The sequence below is a fragment of the Anaerosalibacter sp. Marseille-P3206 genome (assembly GCF_900155565.1).
In the GTDB taxonomy this organism is placed as follows: Bacteria; Bacillota; Clostridia; order Tissierellales; family Sporanaerobacteraceae; genus FUHM01.
In genome coordinates, this window is the sequence record NZ_FUHM01000002.1 from 26,346 (window position 1) to 44,005 (window position 17,660).

Here is a 17,660-nt window from a genome sequence, read left to right on the forward strand (position 1 = left end):
AATTAGGGTGGCACCGCGAGAAAAGCTTCTCGTCCCTGAATATCAGGAACGAGGGGCTTTATTTATGATAAGGAGGTTATTAAATGGGAGAAAATATGGGAAACCTTAGAAGAACTCATATGTGTGGAAATTTAAGAGAATCAAATATTGGAGAAGAAGTAGTTTTAATGGGGTGGGTCCAAAAACAAAGAAATTTGGGTTCACTTATATTTGCAGATTTAAGGGATACAACTGGAATATCTCAAATTGTTTTTGATGATACTATTTCAAAAGAATTATTTGAACTTGCAGAATTACTTAGAAGTGAATATGTTATAGCTGTTAGGGGAGTTGTAAGAAGGAGGGAATCAGTTAACAAAGATATTCCTACAGGAGAGGTAGAAATATTAGCAGAAGAGTTGAAAATTCTTGATGAAGCTGAAACGCCACCAATCTATATAAAAGATAATGATGAAGTTTCAGAGTCAATGAGATTAAAATACAGGTATCTAGATTTAAGGAAGCCTTCTATGCAAAAAAATCTTAAAACAAGACATAAGGCTGCTAAAATCATAAGAGATTTTCTTGACGAAAATAATTTTATTGAAATCGAAACACCAATGCTAACTAAACCTACTCCAGAAGGAGCTAGAGACTATTTGGTACCAAGTAGAGTAAATCCAGGACAATTTTATGCATTACCTCAATCACCACAACTTATGAAACAACTTTTGATGGTTTCAGGTATGGATAGATACTATCAGATAGTAAGATGCTTTAGAGATGAAGATTTAAGGGCAAATAGACAACCTGAATTTACTCAAGTAGACATGGAAATGTCTTTTGTAGATGTAGATGATGTAATTGAGTTAAATGAAAGATTAATATATAAACTGTTTAAAGAAATGAAAGGTATTGAAATTAAATTACCTATAAATAGAATGACATATAATGAAGCCATGAATAGATTTGGTTCAGATAAACCAGATTTGAGATTTGGATTCGAAATTGTTGATATAAGTGATATAGTAGCTAATTCTAGCTTTAAAGTTTTTAGTGGCACTATAGAAAACAAAGGTCAGGTTAGAGGGATAAATATTAATGGATATGAAGATAAGTTTTCTAGAAAGGATATTTCTAAATTAGAGGACTTTGTAAAGACTTTTGGTGCTAAGGGATTGGCGTGGATAAAAATTACTAATGAAGGAATATCATCTCCAATAGCTAAGTTTTTAAGTGAAGAAGAACTTGATGGAATCATTGAAAGAATGAGTGGAAAAGAAGGGGACTTATTATTATTTGTTGCAGATAAACCTTCTGTAGTATTTGATAGCTTAGGAAATTTAAGAGTTGAAGTTGCTAAAAGGCTTGATATAATTGATAAAAATGCTCTTAAATTAGTTTGGATAACTGAGTTCCCATTATTTGAATATGATGAAGAAGAAGGTAGATATGTAGCTAAGCACCATCCATTTACTCATCCAATGGAAGAAGATATTCATCTACTTGAGACAGAACCTGAAAAAGTTAGAGCAAAGGCTTATGATATAGTTATTAATGGAGATGAAATGGGTGGAGGAAGTATCAGGATTAATAACAAGGATCTTCAAGAAAGAATGTTTAAAGCACTTGGATTTACTATGGAAGAAGCTTGGGATAAGTTTGGATTTTTACTAAATGCTTTTAAATATGGAACACCACCTCATGGAGGATTGGCTTATGGATTTGATAGACTTATAATGCTATTAACAGGAATGGATAATATAAGAGATGTTATTGCATTTCCAAAGACTCAAAGTGCAACATGTCTGTTGACTGAAGCACCTACAAATGTTAGATCAGAACAGTTAAAAGAAGCACATATAAAATTAGATTTAGAAAAATAATATTCCAGGGCATTTGCCCTGGATAATATAAAATGTAGGTGATAATTTTGGGAAAACAATTTGATAGAACTGAATTGTTATTAGGTATTGATGCAATGGATAAATTAAAGGATTCCACTGTTTGTATTTTTGGAATAGGTGGAGTGGGTTCATTTGTAGCTGAGGGATTAGTTCGTTCCGGGATAGGGCATATTGTTTTGGTAGATTATGATATAATAGACATTACTAATATTAATAGACAAATTCATGCTAATTTTAATACAGTTGGTAGACAAAAAACAGAAGTGATGAAAGAAAGAATACTTTCAATTAATCCCAAAATCAGTGTAGATATATTTAATATTTGTTTAAATAAGAGCAATATTGATGAGTTAGTGAATAAGGAATATAGCTATGTAGTAGATGCTATTGATATGGTTACATCTAAGTTAGAACTAATACAAAAGTGTAAATCACTCAATATTCCTATCATAAGCAGCATGGGGACTGGAAATAAGTTATCTCCTACTATGCTTAAAGTAGGAGATATTTTTGATACAAAAGTTTGTCCACTTGCTAAAGTTATGAGAAGAGAATTAAGGAAAAGAGGTATAAAAAATTTAAAAGTTGTATGGTCTGAAGAAGAACCCATAAAAACAAATTTAGTAAATGAAGTTACTGGTAAGTCTATACCAGGAAGTATATCTACTGTACCGTCTGTTGCAGGTTTAATTATAGCTTCTGAGGTTATAAAAGATTTGATTATTTAGGAGGTAAGAAATGGAACAAGTTGGCTTAGTAACAAATATTTATGGTGACAAGGCTGAAATTGAAGTTAAGAGAGTATCAGCTTGTGGCCATAGTTGTGATAGTTGTTCTGGAGAATGTAATATTCCACCTATAAAAATTAAAATCCCCAATACCTTAAATGTAAAAGAGGGGGATTATGTAGAGATACAGGGAAAAACAAAAGGTTTTATTAAATCTACCATGATCTTGTATATGATTCCATTTTTAATGTTATTATTTGGAATGTTTTTAGGTATATATGTTTTTAAAACATTAGGAAATAAGAATTATGAGAATTATGGATTTTTAACTGGGCTAATTTTTTTAAGTTTTTCATATATAATACTAAAAAAAATTGATAAAAAAGTATCTAATGATGAGAATTTGAATTTTGAAATGATTAGGAAACTATAGTTTTAAGGGGGTTTTAGAATTGAAGTCAAAAAAAAATGATAAAGATTCAATTATGAATAGATTGAAAAGAATTGAAGGACAAGTAAAAGGTATACAAAAGATGGTAGACGAAGGAAAATGCTGTGGGGACATACTTATTCAGATAGCTGCAGCTAGGGCAGCTCTGAATAAAGTAGGAGGAATAATACTTCAAGATCATATGAAAGATTGTCTAAAAGAATCATTAAAAGATGATACGGATGAAACAGCATTAGATGATTTAATAGACATTATGATCAAGTATACAAAATAGATATTATTTGCTTTTGAATCTTTTAATAGAATTACTCAATGTTGAAGAAAGTATTATGCCAATGGCAATAGCTGCAGCTATAAAAATTGTTTCAGTTCCGGTTTTTATAGCATCATAAAATCTTTTTTTGATTAATGCCAACATGGTATAATACATACCTGCCCCTGGAACCAGCGTTATTATACCTGGTATTATAAATATTGTGGCAGGTTTTTTAAAACGTTTTGCTAGTATTTCGCCAAGTATTCCAACAGTTAGTGCTCCAAAGAACATTCCTGTTACTGATGAATTGGTAAAATCAGTCATAATCAAATTGACTACCCAACCCAGTCCTCCTAATATACCTGTTTTTATTAGTGAATCTCTAGGAGTCCTAAATAGTACTGAAAATCCTAGAGTTCCGCAAAAAGAAAAAATAAATGCTTTTATAAATTCCATCTAAACCAGTCCTTTAAAATATATATTTAATACAAAACCTGCACCAAAAGCTATAGCAGAAGCTATTACGAAAGCTTCCATTCCTCGTGATAATCCTGATACAAATTCACCAGACATAGTATCTCTTATTGCATTTGTTATAGATACTCCTGGAACTAATGGCATAAGTGAACCTATTATTATTTTGTCCATATTTTGACCCATACCTATCTTTATAAAAAATATAGATAATATTGAAGCAATGGCAGCACCACAAAAATTACTGATAAAAAAAGTAATATTGTATTTACCTAATATTGTTGTGCATATTATAACAATAGCACTAATTAGAAAGCTTGAAACAAAATCAAGACTAGAACCACCAAACAATATAGAGAAAAAGGCTGCAGAAAGGCTACCATAGATTACTATTTCAGCTTGGCTATAACTTTGTATCATATTTATTTTTATTAATTCAGACATTCCTTGTTTTGTAGTCATATTAGAGTTAACAAATTTTCTTGAAAAATTATTTATTAAGTCAACTTTATTCAAATCAATTTTTATTGATTTTATTCTTTGAATATTTGTGATAAGCTCTCCTTGACATTCTAAGGAAGCAAATATACCTGTTGGTGTAACAAAGGCATCAACAGCTTGGATATATTTTCTCGATTTGCATATCCTAACTATAGTATCTTCTACACGATAAGTTTCTGCTCCATTTTGAAGCATTATACTACCTGCTCTAGTTGCTAATAATAAAAGATCTTTTGCTTCTTTTTTTTTAAGTTTTTCTTCAGGGGTCAAATATATCACCTCAATTATAGGATTTTTACTGGCAAAGTTCATATTTAACTTGTATAATTTAAATATGAAAAATAATTATTCAATAAAGATACATATTACATTATAATATTAAATGCATAATTTTCAAGTACATAATAGTTTAGTTAGAGATTTCACATTAATTTTAAATAAAGTTAGTGTGAAATTTCTCTTGATAAAGAGAAATTATAGCTTTTAACTCTCATTTAGTATATGATATGATAGTTATGCTTTAGATTTATCTCTAATCTATTTACATAAACAATTTACTATAATAAAATATAATTAATAAAATATGAAAGGAAATATTATGGAATTAAAAACAATAGATAAAGGTAAGAATATAATAGAGAATGTTAAAAAGAATAGTATAGCAGAAGAACTTGGCATAGTACCAGGAGATGTACTTGTTTCTATAAATGATTGTGAAGTTAAGGATATTATAGATTACAAATTTTTAATATCAGATGATTATGTAGTAGTAAGTATAGAAAAGGAAAATGGAGATATATGGGAATTCGAGATAGAAAAAGAATATGACGAAGACTTGGGAATATTTTTTACAAATCCACTTATAGATAAGGCAAAAAGTTGTAGAAATAAATGTATGTTTTGTTTTATAGACCAACTCCCAAAGGGAATGAGAAAAACATTATACTTTAAAGATGACGATTCTAGATTGTCTTTTCTTCAGGGAAATTTTATTACCCTTACTAATTTAAATGATGAAGATATAGAAAGAATTGTAAAATATAGGATTAGTCCTATAAATATATCTGTTCATACTACAAATCCAGAACTTAGAATAAAGATGTTAAATAATAAGAATGCAGGAAAGCTCTTTGGTATTTTAAAGAAATTTAGTGAAGCTAAGATAGAAATGAATTGTCAAATAGTGTTGGTTCCAGGAGTTAATGATGGTAGTGAATTAGATAGAACTTTAGAAGATTTGTCAAGTTTATACCCAAGTATAAATAGCGTTGCTGTAGTACCAGTAGGTATTACAAAGTATAGAGAAGGTCTTCATCATATTGAACCTTTTGATAGTCAAGGTTCCTTAAAATTAATAAAACAGTTAAAAGAAAAGCAAAATCATTTTATTTCAAAATTAGGAACTAGATTTGTTTTTCCATCTGATGAATTTTTTTGCGTAGCAGGTATAGAAGTTCCTATTTATGATCAATATGAAGGATTTCCTCAAATAGAAAACGGAGTAGGACTTATGAGGCTTTTTTTCTACGAAGTTGATCAAGCATTAAAAAAGATAAAAGTTGATGTAAGTAACAATAAAAAATATATTCTAGCAACTGGAACATTAGCAGCAAATTATATGGAAAACATTTGTAAAATGGTTATGGATAAAATTAAAGGATTAAATATAGTAGTAGTTCCAATAAAGAATAATTTTTTTGGAGATACAATTACAGTATCTGGACTAGTTACTGGAGGAGATTTAATAGATCAACTTAAAGATTATAAGGAGTTTGATGGAATAATAATACCAGAATCAATGCTTAGAAGTGGGGAAGATGTTTTTTTAGATGACTATACTCTAAGTGATATTGAAAAAATATTAGATACAAGAATTATTACTTCTAAAGTTTCAGGAAGTCATTTTGTAAATATATTTAAAAAGGATGTGAAATAATATGAAGCCAGTTGTTTGTATTGTAGGTAGACCAAATGTTGGAAAATCTACATTATTTAATAGAATTGTAGGACAGAGAATTTCTATTATAGAAGATGCTCCAGGTGTGACGAGGGATAGAATATATGCAGAAGCTGAATGGTTGAATAAGTATTTTATTCTTATAGATACTGGTGGTATTGAACCTTTTAGTGAAGATACTATACTTTCACAGATTAGAAGACAGGCTGAAATGGCCATAGAAACAGCAGATGTTATAATGTTTGTTGTTGATGGGTTAGCAGGTATTACTAGTTCAGATATGGAAATAGCTAATATGCTTAGGAAGTCAGGTAAAAATGTTGTATTAGTATGCAACAAAATAGATACACCTAAAACACCTCATGATATATATGAGTTTTATGAATTAGGTCTTGGAGATCCTATAGCTGTATCAGCAGGACAGAGTCTTGGATTGGGTGATTTATTAGATAAAGTAGTTGAGAAATTTCCATCTGAAAAGGAAACAGAATACGATGAAGATGTTATAAAAGTAGCTGTAATTGGGAAGCCAAATGCTGGAAAGTCATCTCTTGTTAATAATATTTTAGGGGAAGAAAGAGTAATTGTTAGTAATATTCCTGGTACAACTAGAGATGCGATTGATACTTATTTTGAGCGTGGGGATGAAAAGTATGTATTTATAGATACAGCTGGAATTAGGAGAAAGAGAAATGTATCAGAAAATGTTGAAAGATATAGTGTCATAAGGTCTTATACAGCTATAGAGAGAGCTGATATATGTATTTTAATGATTGATGCAACTGAAGGAGTTAGTGAACAGGATGCTAGAATAGCTGGTCTTGCTCATGAACAAGGTAAAGGCTTGATTATTGCAATAAACAAATGGGATCTAGTAGAAAAGTCAAATAAGACATATTTAGAATTTGAGAAGAAAACAAGAAATATATTATCTTTTATCACCTATGCACCAATTATTTTTGTTTCTGCAAAAACAGGGAAGAGGGTTCACAAAATATTTGACTTAATAAAAGAAGTTTATAAGAACTACACATTTAGAGCTAAAACAGGGATACTTAATGATATAATAAATGAAGCAGTGATTTTAAATCCACCACCTACAGATAAAGGCAGGAGACTTAAAATATATTATGGAACTCAAGTTGGTATAAAACCACCTAAGTTTGTCATATTTATAAATGACAAGGAACTATTACATTTTTCTTATACAAGGTATTTAGAAAACCAGTTCCGTGAAAATTTTGGATTTGAAGGGACTCCAATTCGAATCGAATTTAATGAAAAGGGGGATTAACTTGAATAAGGTATTGATCATTTGTATTGTATCCTATTTAATTGGGAATTTTTCTTCTGCTTTTATATTGGGAAAAGTATTTAAGAACAAGGATGTTAGGAATTATGGTAGTGGGAATGCAGGAGCAACAAATGCGCTAAGAGTATTTGGACTTAAATTAGGACTTGCATCTTTTGTTCTAGATATTTTAAAAGGAATTATAGCAGTTAATATAGGTAATTATTTTTTAGGATATGATGGAGCTCTTATAGCAGGTATATTTGTTGTTATTGGACATAATTGGCCACTACTTCTTAAGTTTAAAGGAGGAAAGGGTATTGCTACATCTTTAGGTGTTATGTTATATTTGCATTTACCAACAGCACTTGTATGTATCGCAATTGGTTTTTTTGTAATATATAAAACTAGATATGTTTCTTTAGGTTCGATAACAGCAACAGTTTTGGTACCTTTTCTAGGATGTGTTTTAAAAAGACCTTTTGATAAAAACTTCTTAATATGTACTATTGTTTTGGCAAGTATGGCTATATTTAGGCATAGAAGTAATATAGTTAGGCTGTTAAGAGGTGAAGAATCTAAATTAGGCCAAAGAGTAAACTGAAGATTACTTAGGAGGAGATTTATGTGATGGATAAAATTGGAATGATAGGAGGAGGTAGCTGGGGAACAGCTTTAGCCATTCTTCTTTCCAAAAAAGGGTACAATGTAGATTTGTGGTTAAGAAATCAGAAGCAAATAGACGAAATAAGACTTACTAGAGAAAATGTAAAGTATTTGCCAGGAGTTATTATACCTACAAATGTAAACGTTACAAATGATTTAGAAAAAACCATATCAAATAAAGATGTAATTGTTATATCAGTACCTTCTCATGGTGTTAGGGAAGTATTGACAGAGGGGAAGAAATACATAAAACCAAATCAATTAATTGTCAATGTTGCTAAAGGAATTGAAAACGAGAGTCTTATGACAGTTTCACAAATTGTCAAGGAAGTTTTACCGGAAAATAAGTATGCGATGCTTTCTGGACCTTCCCATGCTGAAGAAGTAGCTAGAGATTTGCCTACAACTGTTGTTGTAGCTTCAAGTGATAGACAAGTTGCTGAGTATACACAAGACACATTTATGGCTCCAAAATTTAGAGTATACACAAATCCTGATGTCATAGGTGTAGAATTAGGAGGGGCACTTAAGAATGTAATAGCTTTAGGAGCAGGAATTTCTGATGGATTGGGATATGGGGACAATACAAAAGCCGCTCTCATGACTAGGGGTAGTATAGAGATGGCTAGATTAGGTGTAAAAATGGGGGGAAACTATGAAACATTTGCAGGACTTGCAGGTATTGGAGATTTAATCGTTACTTGTACAAGTATGCATAGTAGAAATAGAAGAGCAGGAATCCTTATTGGTCAAGGAGAAACCTTGGAAAATGCAATTTCTAAAGTTGGTATGGTCGTAGAAGGTATAAGAACAACTAAGTCGGCTTATGAATTATCACAAAAATATGAAGTTGTTATGCCAATTACACAAGAGATATATCAAGTACTATATTCAGCTAAGGATGTCAAAAATTCAGTAGTAAATCTTATGCTTAGGGATAGAAAACATGAAATGGAAGATATTTCCCAAAATTTAGATATTAATTGGTAAAAAGACATACATTTTCGTATGTCTTTTTATTAAATAAAAAGCAAACAACAGATAGGTTGTTTGCTTTTTTAGTCATAATATCACTACTTAAACATATATATATAATGTTAAATGAGTAATTAATATATGAATATATTAGAGAAGGAGGGAAGAAAGTGGAAAAATTTGACATATACAAAGATGTGGCAGAGAGGACTGATGGGGATATTTATGTAGGAGTTGTAGGACCAGTAAGAACAGGAAAGTCTACCTTTATTAAGCGGTTTATGGAGCTTCTAGTATTACCTAATATTGAAAACAAGTATAAAAAGGAAAGAGCCAAAGATGAGTTACCGCTAAGTGGATCAGGAAAAACTATCATGACTACCGAGCCAAAGTTTGTTCCCAATGAGGCTGTAGAATTGATACTTAAAGATAATGTTAAATTTAAAGTTAGGATGGTGGACTGTGTAGGTTACTTAGTAAAAGGTGCACTTGGTCATGAAGAGGGAAATATTCCAAGAATGGTTACAACGCCCTGGTATGAAAAAGAAATACCATTTGAAGAGGCTGCAGAAATCGGAACACGAAAAGTTATAACCGATCATTCTACTATTGGCATAGTTGTAACAACCGATGGTTCAATTACTGACATAGACAGATCTAATTATATAAAGGCAGAAGAAAGAGTAATAAATGAACTTAAAGAGTTAGAAAAACCTTTTATTATATTATTAAATTCAAAACATCCAAACTTAGATAGTACAATAGCATTGAGGGAAAGCTTAGAAGATAAGTATAATGTTTCAGTAGTAGCATTAGATTGTTTAAATATGGGGATAGATGATCTAGAAAAGATATTTGAAAAAATACTATTTGAATTCCCAGTTAAAGAAATAAACATAAACTTACCAGGATGGATGGAAGGATTAAGTAGAAAGCATAAAATAAAAAATAACATACTTGAACATTTAAAGGAATCAACTAATACCCTTCAAAAGTTAAGTGAAGTGGATTCATCAATTAATAGTTTAAAAGAATTGGAACCCATTAAAGATACGGTAATACGAGAAATAAAATTGGGTGAAGGTATTGCAAATGTAGATATAATATTGGAAGAGGATTTATTTTATAATGTATTAAAAGAGTTAACTGGCTATGTAATTGAAGGTGAGTATCAACTACTAGGTCTAATTTCAAAATTATCTAAAGGGAAAAATGAATATGACAAGATTTCTAAGGCACTAAATGAAGCAAAAGAAGTAGGATATGGGTTAGTAAGTCCAAGCTTAGAAGAATTAGAGCTAGCAGAACCTGAAATATACAGGCAGGGAAATAGATTTGGTGTGAAATTGAAAGCAAAAGCTCCTTCTCTTCATTTCATGCGTTGCGATATAACAACTGAAGTCTCTCCTCTCATAGGAACAGAAAAACAAAGTGAAGAGTTAGTTAAGTATTTCTTAGATGAATTTGAAGGAGATCCATCAAAGATATGGGAATCAAACTTATTTGGGAAATCGTTATATGATTTGGTAAACGAACAATTACAAGGAAAAGTGAATATGATGCCAGAAGATGCTAGACAAAAAATGAGAAAGACTCTAGAGAGAATAATTAACGATGGCAGTGGCGGTTTAATTTGTATAATAATTTAAAAGAGGGTAGATTTTCTACCCTCTTTTAATATGGTCGGAATGACTGGATTTGAACCAGCGGCCCCTTGACCCCCAGTCAAGTGCGCTACCAAACTGCGCTACATCCCGATTCTATTATTATATTTACTTAGATTATTATATATTATTGAAAACACTTTGTAAAGTGGCTTTAAGTAATTAAAGGGTTATGATATACTAAATAGTAAGTATCACTAAATTTAACATGGGGGTATTTATTTGATTGTATATTTTAAATATTTTATTATAATGATTTTCATTACTAGTGTAATCGGATATATATTTACAGTATTTAGAGAAAAAATATATTTAAAGAATCATATGATAGTTATAAATAAAAAATCTGTAACGCAGGAACACTTAAACGAAGCAGATTTAAAGGAGTTTGTTTTTGATGGAAACAGAGTGAAGTCTGGAGATGAAGTAAAAGTTGTTCTTAGAGATAAAAAGAAGCTAGAAGGTATTATTATTGGAGCAAAGAGGAAGGAAAAAGCTATTATATTAGTTACTCATGCTGATGAAGTAAAAAAACTTAAAATTGATAACATTATTAAGTTCAAAATAATAAGTAAGTATGGTAAGTTTTTTAAAAAAAGTGTACTTTAATTGAAGGAATTTTAATATTTACAGAGAATAAGTTATAGATAACTATTAAATTGATAAGGATGGTAAATATGTCTAAGGAAGAAAGAGATAAAAAGAGACAAAAGAAAAGAAAACTAAGAGCTTTTTTCATATCTTTTGTCTTAATCTACTTACTTTTTAGAAGTGTCCCTGTGCTCTATGCTTCAAATATTAAGACTACTCTTGTAGAAAAAGGTTCTATAGAAGAGTCTATAGACTTAAAAGCTGTGATTATTAGAAATGAAAGATTATATAAATCTGATGGGGAAGGTAAGATAAACATATTAAAAGACGAAGGAGAAAGAGTAAAAGTAGGGGCTAAGATAGCAGAAGTAACATTAGACAGTGATCAATCTGCCTTAAAAACTAAACTTAATGAAGTTAACGAAAAGATTGATTCTATTGAAAAAATTAATAAAGAAAACAAAATAAACGACGATACCAAGAAAGCTATTCAAAACACAGAAGAATTATTAGAAAAGATACAACAAAAAGTTGCTGAGGGAGATTATGATGAAGTCAATTCTTTAAAAGAACAACTATATGCTTCAATGGGCAAACAAGCTGTTGTTTCAGGTGATGATACTTTAGCAAATCAATCTTTAGAGCAATTAAATATAGAAAAAGAAAGATTGATTAAAGAGATTAAAAACAATACCATTAATTATTTTTCCCAAGAAGCAGGTATTGTCAGTTTTAAAATTGATGGATTAGAAGAAGTTTTTAATGGTAAAAATATAAATGAATATTCTATTGATGATATGAAAAAAGCAGAAGAAAAGATACGTAAGATTGAAAAAGGGGACAAAGTAGGTGTAGGAGATACCATTTTTAAAATAATGGATAATTATAATTGGTACATAATGGCTGCAACTGATGAAGCAAAAAAATTAGATGGTTTAGAAAAAGGAAATTTTGTTACTTTTGTTATTAACAATAATGATAAGCCGATTAGAGGAAGATTAGTTAAAGTGCAATCTAACAAAGGACAAGCTTTTATTGTTGTAAAGTTTGATAAATTTTTCCATGATTATTATGATTTGAGAAATGTAGATGTTAAAATTATAAAATCAAGTAATGAAGGATTAAAAATACCTTTAAAAGCTATATCTGAAAAAGAAGGAATAAGTGGTGTTTACATCAAAGATACAAGTGGAATAATTAAATTTAGGCCAATTAAAATATTAGGGCAAAACGATGATTTTGCAATAGTTTCTAAAGGTGATAGTAATAGTTATATAGATGCAAAAGGAAGTGATAAAAAAGTAAGGACAGTTAAACTATTTGATGAAATCCTTTTAAGTGGTGGAAAAGTTAAAGAAGGACAAATAGTAGATTGACAACGGAGGTGTTTAAAATAGTTATTAAAGAAAATCTTTCTAGAATACAAGAAAATATTGAAAAAGCATTGATAAGATCTGGCAGGATGAAAGATGAGGTAACCTTAATTGCTGTAACTAAAACTGTAGAAGCAGATGTTATGAATGAAGCTATTAGTTTAGGAATTGACAATATTGGAGAGAATAAAGTACAAGAGATAAATAGAAAATATGATAGCATAGATAAAAATGTAAATTGGCATATGATTGGACATCTTCAAAGCAATAAAGTTAAATATATTATAGACAAGGTTAGCTTAATACATTCATTAGACAGACTTTCATTGGCAAAGGAAATTGATAAGAGAGCAAAATCAGATAATTTAATTAAAGATGTACTTATACAAGTAAATGTGGCAGAAGAAGAAAGTAAATATGGATTAAAAGTAGAAAAGGTAATGCCATTTATTGAATCTGTTTTAGAGTTTGAAAATATCAGGATAAAAGGACTAATGACTATGGCTCCTTTTGCTAAAGATCCAGAAGAAGTTAGATTTGTTTTCAGAGACCTAAGGAAATTAGGTCTTGAAATAGAAAAAAGACATTATGAAAATGTAGAAATGAAGTATTTTTCAATGGGTATGACTAATGATTATGAAGTAGCCATTGAAGAAGGAGCAAACATGTTAAGAATTGGAACAGCATTATTTGGTAAAAGAATATATTAGGGGGGAATGTTATGTCAGCTTTTTTAAACAAGTTTAAGTATTTTATGGGTCTTGAAGATTATGAAGAAGACTACGAAGAAGAGTATGAAGAGGATTATGAAGATGAAGAGGATTTAGATGTACCTAAATCAGTAAGATTAAACAATAAAGTTGTAAGTATTCATAACAATATGAATATGAAACTAGTGGTACATGAACCATTAAATTATGAAGATGCACCAAAGATAATTGATGACTTGAAAATGAGAAAAACAGTTGTAATCAACCTAGAAAACTTGGAATTAGAAACAAAAAAACAAATATTTGATTTTGTTAGTGGTGGTATTTATGCTATTGAAGGAAATATTCATAAAGTAACAAAAGATATTTTTGTTTTAGCTCCAAACAATGTTGAAATTGATGGAAGACTTAAAGATGATATTAAGAGTAAAGGTTTGTTTTCTTGGTAAAATATGAAATATAAGAGGGTAGTTGAATGACAGTTTTATTTACAGCTTTAAATATTCTATTTAATTTAATAGAATTATTTATACTAGTTAGAATTATATTATCTTATATACCAATTAATATGAATAATTTTTTTGGCAAGTTTATTTATAGCATGACAGAACCAATTTTAAGTCCTTGTAGAGAACTATTATATAAATTAGGCTTAGATATAGGTCTTATAGATTTTTCACCACTTCTTGCCGTGTTATTTTTGAGGGTAGCAAGGTATATAATTATTAGCATAATTTTTTAATGATGGTGATTATATGTTTTATGATAAAGAAAAGTACATTGCACATATAAAAGATGCTGAACAGGTATTAAATATGAGGAGAATTTTAGATAAAATAGAGATAGTTTATAATACACATCAGATACAAAGTACAAACTTTTTAAACCCCTATGAATGTAGACTTGCCAAATCAATATTAAACAGATTTGATCAAGTTTCATATGTAGAAGATGGTGGTTTTACCAAAGCTGAAAGAAAAGTAATTGTAATTTATCCTGAGTACAAATCTTTTTATTTAGAAGACTGCCCTATCACTCCGATATCTATTACTGGGAATATAAATGGACTTAAACATAGTGATTTTTTGGGGTCTATATTAAGTTTAGGTATAACAAGAGAAAAAGTTGGGGATATTTTAATACATGAGGATAATGTTCAAGTAATAACAGATAATGGCATATCAGATTTTATAGTTTTGAATTTAAATAAGGTTAAAAACAGTAATGTTAAAGTTAAAACTATTAATAGAGATGATCTAAGAGAAGGAAAAGTTGATTTTAAAGAAATTACCTTTACTCTTCCTTCTCTTAGATTAGATAGTATTATAAGTAAGGTTTATAATATATCGAGGAATGATAGTATAAATATTATCAAAAATAGAAGAGTAAAGGTGAATTGGGAGCCAATAGAAAAGGCTCATTTTGAAGTAGAAGAAGGAGATATTATATCTGTGAGAGGATATGGAAGATTTAAACTTTATTCAATTTTACATAGAACAAAAAAAGATAGAATAAAGGTTATGACTAGAATACTTTTATAAATGGAGTGAAAGAAATGCTTACACCATTAGATATTCAAAACAAAGAATTTAATAAGTCCTTTAGAGGATACAAAGAAACAGATGTTGATAGTTTTTTAGATGAAATCATCGTAGATTATGAAAATCTTTATAAAGAAAATATTGAATTAAAAGACAAGATTAGTATTTTAACAGATCAATTAAAACAGTACAATAATTTAGAAGATACACTTAAAAATACTTTAGTTATAGCTCAGGGAACAGCAGAGGAAGTAACTAATACAGCAAAACAAAAATCAGAATTAATAATAATGGAAGCTGAAAGTAAAGCAAGAAGAATAATTGAAGATGCTCATGATGAGGTTATTAATATTCAAAAAGAATATGAAAATTTGAGAAAAGAGATCTATGTTTTTAAGACTAAGTTTAAATCATTAATAGAGGGCCAGCTTACTTCACTTGAGAGTTATTATGAAGAAATTGAGAAGGCATCTACAAATGATTTAATAGATGAAGTTATTGTTGATGAAAATACAGATGATGTAGATGACTTAGGGGCATAGCCTCTTTTTTTTTGCTCCTTGACAGAAGCAACAAAATATAATAAATATTATATGTGGTATTAATATTTTGGAGGAAGGTAAATGACAAAGAACATAAAATTAGATAATGATACGACTATTGGAAATAAGGACTTTAATATAATGGCAGGTCCATGCGCAGTAGAAAGTGAAGAACAAATGGATAGAATAGGGAAATTCTTAAGTTCTATTGGTATAAAGATTTTAAGGGGTGGTGCTTTTAAGCCTCGAACTAATCCAAATACTTTTCAAGGTTTAGAGTATGATGGACTTAAAATATTGAAAGCCATAAAAGAAAAATATGGGCTTTTAGTAGTTTCTGAGATTATGGACCCAAGAGATGTGGAATTAGGATGTGAATATATAGATATAATTCAGATAGGTTCTAGAAATATGCAGAACTTTGCTCTGTTAAAAGAAGTTGGTAGTGTTAAAAAACCTGTACTTTTAAAAAGAGGTATGAGTGCAACTATTGAAGAATGGCTTATGGCTGCTGAGTATATTAGACTTGAAGGAAATGAAGATATTATACTTTGTGAAAGAGGAATAAGAACTTTTTCGGACTATACAAGAAATACATTAGATTTAGTAAGTGTACCAATAATTAAGAACTTATCAGAATATCCAATAATTATAGATCCAAGTCATGGGACAGGTAGGCGTGAACTTATAATACCTGCAACAAAGGCAGCATTAGCTATTGGGGCAGATGGGATAATCGTTGAAGTCCATCCAGAACCATCAAAAGCTCTTTCTGATGGTGATCAATCTTTAGATTTTGATGGTTTTAAGGTATTAGTAGATGAAATTGAAAAATTAAAAGTCCATTTTTATTAGAATGTAAACTAAAACTCTTATATCCATATTATGTATTAAGAATATAGATATAGGAGGTTTTTTTATGGACAAAATAAAGTATGATGATTATTTGTTATTATTTTTCTTAATACTTTTGTGGATATGGGAGGCTAAACTGTCACGAGATAGTGCATTATTGTTTTTATTATTATTGTCATTTTATATATTTTAAGGCATTAAAAGCATAGCATTAATAAGATATAAATGGGAATATTATCACTGAGGGGAGTCATGTGAGAAAAGAAAAAGATATTAATAAAAAAATTGATGAAATAGCATTAGCTTTAGAAAAAACTAAAATAACTGAATATGTTGATTTAATAAACAATAGAAAAAGACTATTATATGTAAATTTTGTTCAAGGATTAGCAAGAGGATTTGGTATGGCCATAGGTTTTACATTGTTAGGAGCTCTATTTTTATATTTGATGCAACAAATAATAAAATTAAACTTGCCACTTATTGGAGATTTTATAACTGAAATAGTAAAAATAGTACAGGAAAACCTATAGTTTGGAGGTAACTATGGATAGAGATAAACTTCTATATTTTAAAGACAAATTAATAGAAGAAAAAAAGAAAGTTGAAAATATATTAAAAAAGATGAAAGAAAATAAATTTGGTTCTATGGAGGAATACGCAAGTGAATTGTCTTCTTATGATAATCATCCAGGGGATTTAGGAACAGAAATGTTTATGATGGAACATGATATGGGTCTTAAGAATAAAAACAACGATACTCTATATGAAATAGAAACTTCTCTAAGACGTATTGAAGAAGGAAATTATGGTATCTGTGAAATATGTGGTAGTGAAATTTCAGAGGAAAGATTGAATTTGGTACCATATATTAAAACTTGTATGGAATGTGCTAATAAAAAAATTCCTATAGAAAAAAAGATGAGTTGGAGACCGGAGGAAGAAGATGTTTTAATGCCTTTTGGTAAAAGTCATATGGGGGAGCTTATGAATGCTGGGGTTCAGTATGATAAGGAAGATGCTTATCAAGAGGTAGCAAAGTATAATAGGGTAGAGAGAGATCCATCTAGTTCCACTGGAGACATGCAAAATGTATTTGATGATACAGAAGATGGAGTAGTCGAAGATGTAGAAAGTATTTCTGAAGAATATTATAAAGATACCCTCTAGTTAGCTAGTTTAGTAAAACTAGCTATTTT

At 29.6% G+C, this 17,660-nt stretch carries 22 protein-coding genes, 1 tRNA gene and 1 other annotated feature (1 of these 24 only partly in view); of the genes, 20 read left to right on the top strand and 3 right to left on the bottom strand.

Annotation, left to right across the window (positions count from 1 at the left end):
• Positions 1–40: a binding site (T-box leader), on the top strand (it extends 162 nt beyond the left edge of the window).
• A 43-nt stretch (positions 41–83) separates the two neighbouring features.
• The 4 genes from aspS to BQ9840_RS01290 are packed head-to-tail and all read left to right on the top strand — an operon-like array spanning position 84 to position 3,339.
• On the top strand, positions 84–1,865 hold the full coding sequence (gene aspS, locus BQ9840_RS01275; protein ID WP_077367292.1) for an aspartate--tRNA ligase: 1,782 nt from the start codon (positions 84–86) through the stop codon (positions 1,863–1,865).
• A 47-nt stretch (positions 1,866–1,912) separates the two neighbouring features.
• Positions 1,913–2,614 (top strand): tRNA threonylcarbamoyladenosine dehydratase, encoded by a 702-nt coding sequence (locus BQ9840_RS01280; protein ID WP_097677450.1) that lies wholly within the window; start codon positions 1,913–1,915, stop codon positions 2,612–2,614.
• Positions 2,615–2,624: 10 nt separating this feature from the next.
• Positions 2,625–3,047 (top strand): SoxR reducing system RseC family protein, encoded by a 423-nt coding sequence (locus BQ9840_RS01285; protein ID WP_077367294.1) that lies wholly within the window; start codon positions 2,625–2,627, stop codon positions 3,045–3,047.
• Between the two features lie 19 nt (positions 3,048–3,066).
• On the top strand, positions 3,067–3,339 hold the full coding sequence (locus tag BQ9840_RS01290) for a metal-sensitive transcriptional regulator (protein WP_234978589.1): 273 nt from the start codon (positions 3,067–3,069) through the stop codon (positions 3,337–3,339).
• Positions 3,340–3,342: 3 nt separating this feature from the next.
• On the opposite strand, the gene BQ9840_RS01295 is transcribed toward BQ9840_RS01290, so the two are convergent.
• The gene (locus BQ9840_RS01295; RefSeq protein ID WP_077367296.1) at positions 3,343–3,777 is read right to left on the bottom strand and encodes a threonine/serine exporter family protein; all 435 of its coding nucleotides are present in this window, start codon (positions 3,775–3,777) and stop codon (positions 3,343–3,345) included.
• Positions 3,778–4,608, bottom strand: coding sequence for a threonine/serine ThrE exporter family protein (locus BQ9840_RS01300; protein ID WP_077367298.1), 831 nt, complete (start codon positions 4,606–4,608; stop codon positions 3,778–3,780).
• A gap of 271 nt (positions 4,609–4,879) precedes the next feature.
• Here BQ9840_RS01300 and BQ9840_RS01305 point away from each other — a divergent pair, with 271 nt between their 5' ends.
• The 5 genes from BQ9840_RS01305 to spoIVA all read left to right on the top strand — a co-directional run bounded on the left by BQ9840_RS01305 (position 4,880) and on the right by spoIVA (position 10,834).
• Positions 4,880–6,232, top strand: a complete 1,353-nt coding sequence (locus tag BQ9840_RS01305) for a DUF512 domain-containing protein (RefSeq protein WP_234978590.1) — start codon at positions 4,880–4,882, stop codon at positions 6,230–6,232.
• Between the two features lies 1 nt (position 6,233).
• The gene (der, locus tag BQ9840_RS01310; protein WP_077367302.1) at positions 6,234–7,547 is read left to right on the top strand and encodes a ribosome biogenesis GTPase Der; all 1,314 of its coding nucleotides are present in this window, start codon (positions 6,234–6,236) and stop codon (positions 7,545–7,547) included.
• 1 nt (position 7,548) lies between these two features.
• Positions 7,549–8,148: a glycerol-3-phosphate 1-O-acyltransferase PlsY gene (gene plsY, locus BQ9840_RS01315; RefSeq protein ID WP_234978591.1), complete on the top strand. Its 600-nt coding sequence runs from the start codon at positions 7,549–7,551 to the stop codon at positions 8,146–8,148.
• Between the two features lie 26 nt (positions 8,149–8,174).
• Complete coding sequence (locus BQ9840_RS01320; protein WP_077370061.1) at positions 8,175–9,200, top strand: NAD(P)H-dependent glycerol-3-phosphate dehydrogenase; 1,026 nt, start codon at positions 8,175–8,177, stop codon at positions 9,198–9,200.
• A gap of 155 nt (positions 9,201–9,355) precedes the next feature.
• Positions 9,356–10,834, top strand: a complete 1,479-nt coding sequence (gene spoIVA, locus BQ9840_RS01325; RefSeq protein ID WP_077367306.1) for a stage IV sporulation protein A — start codon at positions 9,356–9,358, stop codon at positions 10,832–10,834.
• Between the two features lie 31 nt (positions 10,835–10,865).
• Here the strand turns inward: spoIVA and BQ9840_RS01330 are convergent.
• A tRNA-Pro gene (locus BQ9840_RS01330) sits at positions 10,866–10,942 on the bottom strand.
• A gap of 129 nt (positions 10,943–11,071) precedes the next feature.
• On the opposite strand from BQ9840_RS01330, the gene BQ9840_RS01335 reads away from it, so the two are divergent.
• From BQ9840_RS01335 to BQ9840_RS01380, 11 genes are all read left to right on the top strand, one after another.
• Positions 11,072–11,458 carry a hypothetical protein gene (locus tag BQ9840_RS01335; protein ID WP_077367308.1) on the top strand — a complete coding sequence of 129 codons (387 nt, stop codon included), beginning with the start codon at positions 11,072–11,074 and terminating at the stop codon, positions 11,456–11,458.
• Between the two features lie 68 nt (positions 11,459–11,526).
• Positions 11,527–12,816: an HlyD family efflux transporter periplasmic adaptor subunit gene (locus tag BQ9840_RS01340; RefSeq protein ID WP_077367310.1), complete on the top strand. Its 1,290-nt coding sequence runs from the start codon at positions 11,527–11,529 to the stop codon at positions 12,814–12,816.
• 17 nt (positions 12,817–12,833) lie between these two features.
• Entirely contained in the window at positions 12,834–13,523 is a 690-nt protein-coding gene (locus BQ9840_RS01345) for a YggS family pyridoxal phosphate-dependent enzyme (RefSeq protein ID WP_077370062.1), read from the top strand.
• Between the two features lie 11 nt (positions 13,524–13,534).
• On the top strand, positions 13,535–13,972 hold the full coding sequence (locus tag BQ9840_RS01350) for a cell division protein SepF (protein ID WP_077367312.1): 438 nt from the start codon (positions 13,535–13,537) through the stop codon (positions 13,970–13,972).
• A gap of 26 nt (positions 13,973–13,998) precedes the next feature.
• Positions 13,999–14,265: a YggT family protein gene (locus tag BQ9840_RS01355; protein WP_077367314.1), complete on the top strand. Its 267-nt coding sequence runs from the start codon at positions 13,999–14,001 to the stop codon at positions 14,263–14,265.
• Between the two features lie 13 nt (positions 14,266–14,278).
• The gene (locus tag BQ9840_RS01360) at positions 14,279–15,064 is read left to right on the top strand and encodes a YlmH family RNA-binding protein (protein ID WP_077367316.1); all 786 of its coding nucleotides are present in this window, start codon (positions 14,279–14,281) and stop codon (positions 15,062–15,064) included.
• Between the two features lie 14 nt (positions 15,065–15,078).
• Entirely contained in the window at positions 15,079–15,606 is a 528-nt protein-coding gene (locus BQ9840_RS01365) for a DivIVA domain-containing protein (protein ID WP_077367318.1), read from the top strand.
• A gap of 81 nt (positions 15,607–15,687) precedes the next feature.
• Complete coding sequence (locus BQ9840_RS01370; protein ID WP_077367319.1) at positions 15,688–16,461, top strand: bifunctional 3-deoxy-7-phosphoheptulonate synthase/chorismate mutase; 774 nt, start codon at positions 15,688–15,690, stop codon at positions 16,459–16,461.
• A 64-nt stretch (positions 16,462–16,525) separates the two neighbouring features.
• Entirely contained in the window at positions 16,526–16,654 is a 129-nt protein-coding gene (locus tag BQ9840_RS12925; RefSeq protein WP_255371019.1) for a hypothetical protein, read from the top strand.
• Between the two features lie 61 nt (positions 16,655–16,715).
• Positions 16,716–16,994, top strand: coding sequence for a DUF5665 domain-containing protein (locus BQ9840_RS01375; RefSeq protein WP_077367321.1), 279 nt, complete (start codon positions 16,716–16,718; stop codon positions 16,992–16,994).
• Between the two features lie 13 nt (positions 16,995–17,007).
• A complete protein-coding gene (locus BQ9840_RS01380) occupies positions 17,008–17,631 on the top strand; it encodes a TraR/DksA C4-type zinc finger protein (protein ID WP_077367323.1) in 624 nt (207 codons plus the stop codon).
• The last annotated feature ends 29 nt before the right edge of the window (positions 17,632–17,660 follow it).

What these genes read in the sequence shown, in the direction of transcription:
- BQ9840_RS01355 (WP_077367314.1), top strand. Translation starts at nt 13,999, where the DNA reads ATGACAGTTTTATTTACAGCTTTAAATATTCTATTTAATTTAATAGAA.
- der (WP_077367302.1), top strand. Translation starts at nt 6,234, where the DNA reads ATGAAGCCAGTTGTTTGTATTGTAGGTAGACCAAATGTTGGAAAATCT.
- BQ9840_RS01295 (WP_077367296.1), bottom strand. Translation starts at nt 3,777, where the DNA reads ATGGAATTTATAAAAGCATTTATTTTTTCTTTTTGCGGAACTCTAGGA.
- BQ9840_RS01350 (WP_077367312.1), top strand. Translation starts at nt 13,535, where the DNA reads ATGTCAGCTTTTTTAAACAAGTTTAAGTATTTTATGGGTCTTGAAGAT.
- aspS (WP_077367292.1), top strand. Translation starts at nt 84, where the DNA reads ATGGGAGAAAATATGGGAAACCTTAGAAGAACTCATATGTGTGGAAAT.
- BQ9840_RS01285 (WP_077367294.1), top strand. Translation starts at nt 2,625, where the DNA reads ATGGAACAAGTTGGCTTAGTAACAAATATTTATGGTGACAAGGCTGAA.
- BQ9840_RS01305 (WP_234978590.1), top strand. Translation starts at nt 4,880, where the DNA reads ATGAAAGGAAATATTATGGAATTAAAAACAATAGATAAAGGTAAGAAT.
- BQ9840_RS01365 (WP_077367318.1), top strand. Translation starts at nt 15,079, where the DNA reads ATGCTTACACCATTAGATATTCAAAACAAAGAATTTAATAAGTCCTTT.
- BQ9840_RS01300 (WP_077367298.1), bottom strand. Translation starts at nt 4,608, where the DNA reads ATGAACTTTGCCAGTAAAAATCCTATAATTGAGGTGATATATTTGACC.
- BQ9840_RS12925 (WP_255371019.1), top strand. Translation starts at nt 16,526, where the DNA reads ATGGACAAAATAAAGTATGATGATTATTTGTTATTATTTTTCTTAATA.
- BQ9840_RS01340 (WP_077367310.1), top strand. Translation starts at nt 11,527, where the DNA reads ATGTCTAAGGAAGAAAGAGATAAAAAGAGACAAAAGAAAAGAAAACTA.
- BQ9840_RS01370 (WP_077367319.1), top strand. Translation starts at nt 15,688, where the DNA reads ATGACAAAGAACATAAAATTAGATAATGATACGACTATTGGAAATAAG.
- BQ9840_RS01360 (WP_077367316.1), top strand. Translation starts at nt 14,279, where the DNA reads ATGTTTTATGATAAAGAAAAGTACATTGCACATATAAAAGATGCTGAA.
- BQ9840_RS01380 (WP_077367323.1), top strand. Translation starts at nt 17,008, where the DNA reads ATGGATAGAGATAAACTTCTATATTTTAAAGACAAATTAATAGAAGAA.
- BQ9840_RS01320 (WP_077370061.1), top strand. Translation starts at nt 8,175, where the DNA reads ATGGATAAAATTGGAATGATAGGAGGAGGTAGCTGGGGAACAGCTTTA.